The sequence below is a fragment of the Loktanella sp. DJP18 genome (assembly GCF_049310965.1).
GTDB lineage: Bacteria > Pseudomonadota > Alphaproteobacteria > Rhodobacterales > Rhodobacteraceae > Loktanella.
Map to the genome: position 1 here is coordinate 1 of NZ_JBMERN010000259.1, position 2,543 is coordinate 2,543.

Consider the following 2,543-nt stretch of genomic DNA (forward strand, 5'->3'; position numbering starts at 1 on the left):
GATGTGCCGATGCAGCGCGTCTGGTACGGCTGACTACATTGCTGTCAAGAACCAGATCACGACCGGAACGCTGTCGTCGCCAGACATGACGCTGTCTCGCATCGCATCATCCGTGCGCGCCTGCATGTCGCTGTCAAATTCCCCGACGGTCACGTTGCCATCTGCGTCGGCGTCCATCCCGTCAAAGCGGTCGTTGACCCTTGAGATGTCGATCATGTGAGTTTGGGCGCGATCCATAAACTCTTCACGGCTAACGGTGCCGTCGCCATCCGCGTCAGTCATGGCGTAGGTATTGCCGACCTGCGCAAAATATTCTTCGGACGTCCAGTCCCGCATTTGCTCTGCCGTGATGCCAGGTTGGGTCGCGATCATCGGATCTGCCCAGTCGTCGCGGGTGTTATTCTTGACCCAGACGTCGTCGTAGGCGTTGCGCGTGTTGTCAAACAGCTCTGATGGGGAAATATCGCCGCTGCTGTCGGTGTCCAGTTGCGAATACAGGTCCTCTGGAGCGGCGGTCAGGGTGCGTCCGTCGGTGGCGGTCTGTGTGCACGTCGTCCATTCCTCGCGTGTAATGGAGCCGTCAGCGTTCACGTCGATGTCGGCGAATTGACTTTCGCGGGCGGCGGTCGCCTCTTTGCTGTCGATCATGTTGTCGCTGTTGGCGTCGGCAGGGGCGAACGCCTGTTCGCAATAAGATGCCTGAGGCGCATCGTCCTGAGCCAATGCCGGGACCGCGATCAGTGCGGCGAGTGCGGTGCATGTCATCAATCTGGTCATTGGAAACCTCCTCTTTCGATGCTGGCCAACGCGCACGAGTCTGGCGAGGTTCCGCGTCAGGCCAGTAAAGCTTGATACAGGTTTGGATTGACTTGATATAGGTTTGGACTGAACTGTCGGTTACGAAAATCGTAAAATCGGAGCCTACGTTGCTGCTCCATCGGGGCCCGATCCTCATCAACGCAGGTCCGTTCGTTGCTTACGGCGCGTGAGACGCTGGTGCGCATCCGGGTCAAAATCGAGAACGAGCTCCGTGGCCTTCTGCGGACTGTTGGAGTTCTGTTTGGCAAGCGTGTGGGCGGCTTCACGGGGCGCGCCCATGAAATCATTTGTGGTGAATTGGAAGCGTCGCCAGAAATGCGGATTATTGCGGAAACCTTGATGAACGCCAGAGGAGCAGAGAATTAAAGGCGACTTGACATGCCACCCCTCAGGGCAGGGCAATCGCGTTTGGCATCATGTTTCTTACAGCCCATTGAGAACGCTGCATAAGAATGCCTCGTCCCAGCCAGCTCGCTTGAGTTTGATGTTGAGAGAGCCTTTGGATGTGTCGCGTCGGACGACATCCAAAGCGCGGCGGCGCAGCACCGCGATGTTGCCCGGACCGTTGTCCTTTCGGTTGCGTGCGGCGTCTTCGCGGAACGAGACGTCAAGCTGCCAATGTAAAGCGTTTTCGATGGCACAGTGGTCGCGCACCGTGGTTAGCAAGACCTCGGGTGTCGGCATCCAGGACAGGGCGAAATAGCGCGTCTGTGAGGTCACTTTGCCTCCGGTATCTCGGGTTGCATCAATCTCTGCGAACCCTTTGAGACCTGGAAATTCATGATATTCTCCCAGTGCTTTAGCCGATACGACCACGCCGGTCCGGGTCTCCTTGCGACCATGGGCCGTGTCCGCGGAGCTGGCCACGGGGTGACCATCCTTCAGATTGCTGAAACAGCCGCGGGCGTCAGACAGTAGGGATTCCTGATTGCCTTTCAGCGCCAGGCACCAATCACCGCCCCCCGAGTTGATCGCAGCCACTGTGCGGCGGTTACAGTGCAAAGCGTCACCGGTCACAACCTTGCCCTTGAGCGCAATCAGTCTTAGGGCCTCGATGGCCGCGTCGAGCTCTGTGCCCCGGTCGGCGGTCACTGTCGCCAGCGTAAGGCGCAGCCGGGAGGCATAGGCTGAGACCATCATACGCGTCCGGGCACCCTCATCTTTGTCACGAGCACCGCGTAATGCCTTGCCGTCAATGGCGACGACATCGCCTTCATTGAGAAGTGCTGCGACATCGGCGAGCACTTAGCCAAAGGCTGCATCGAGTGCCTTTGGGTCGATCATCCGGAAGATCTCAGAGAAGGTGTCATGCGATGGGATGGCATGCTTCAACTTCAGGAAGTCTCTGAAAAGGCGCTCTTTTGCGCGACCAAAGGCGGCCATTTCGGCGCACGAGGCTGACCCGCACAGGACCGATACGAAAGCGATGACGAGCAGTTCCCCAAGGTCGTGGCGGGCGTTACTGGCCCGCGGATCGGGAACGTCGTCGAAGGCGGATAGAAAAATCTGCATGATGATTAGGACTCCGTAAACCCAATACCCAGTTCAGAATCCATCTCGCACTCACAGGCAAGAGCGACCGTTCACGCCTTCAGTTCCAAACGCGATTCCCCTGCCCCTCAGGGTATCACCAACTTTCGCGCTTTTCTTGATCGGAACTTTCTCCGGAACCTTTTTTGAAGCGTCCTGTTTACTGTTCAGAGTGGTGATCGTCACCCGATGAC

General features: G+C 57.8%; 4 protein-coding genes. 1 reads left to right on the plus strand and 3 read right to left on the minus strand.

Annotated elements, in window-relative coordinates:
* Nucleotides 1-33: 33 nt before the first annotated feature.
* Complete coding sequence (locus tag ACOI1H_RS24825; protein WP_422440927.1) at nucleotides 34-777, minus strand: hypothetical protein; 744 nt, start codon at nucleotides 775-777, stop codon at nucleotides 34-36.
* Nucleotides 778-972: 195 nt separating this feature from the next.
* Between ACOI1H_RS24825 and ACOI1H_RS24830 the strand changes: the two genes are divergently transcribed.
* Nucleotides 973-1,185, plus strand: a complete 213-nt coding sequence (locus ACOI1H_RS24830) for a hypothetical protein (protein ID WP_422440929.1) — start codon at nucleotides 973-975, stop codon at nucleotides 1,183-1,185.
* A 57-nt stretch (nucleotides 1,186-1,242) separates the two neighbouring features.
* Here the strand turns inward: ACOI1H_RS24830 and ACOI1H_RS24835 are convergent, their stop codons facing one another.
* The gene (locus ACOI1H_RS24835; RefSeq protein WP_422440931.1) at nucleotides 1,243-2,064 is read right to left on the minus strand and encodes an ISAs1 family transposase; all 822 of its coding nucleotides are present in this window, start codon (nucleotides 2,062-2,064) and stop codon (nucleotides 1,243-1,245) included.
* Complete coding sequence (locus tag ACOI1H_RS24840) at nucleotides 2,065-2,331, minus strand: transposase family protein (RefSeq protein WP_422440932.1); 267 nt, start codon at nucleotides 2,329-2,331, stop codon at nucleotides 2,065-2,067.
* Nucleotides 2,332-2,543 lie beyond the last annotated feature (212 nt).